Raw genomic sequence first — 285 nt, 5'->3', positions numbered from 1 at the left:
TCCCTTTCTCATTTCGCAGTGCTACAATTGTTGCCGGTAAACAGTGGCTGACCGCTGAGTTGTAGCTCCCTTTCTCATTTCGCAGTGCTACAATTGATTTGGTCGATGAGTTCAGATTGTGTTTGTTGTAGCTCCCTTTCTCATTTCGCAGTGCTACAATCATGTATGCAAATATGCACAAGACAAGTATGTTGTAGCTCCCTTTCTCATTTCGCAGTGCTACAATAAGAATTTTTAGATCCAACACCCAACGTGTGTTGTAGCTCCCTTTCTCATTTCGCAGTG

The organism is Neisseria sp. HMSC056A03 (genome assembly GCF_001815685.1).
Taxonomy (GTDB): domain Bacteria; phylum Pseudomonadota; class Gammaproteobacteria; order Burkholderiales; family Neisseriaceae; genus Neisseria; species Neisseria subflava.
This window is presented reverse-complemented; position numbering follows the sequence as displayed.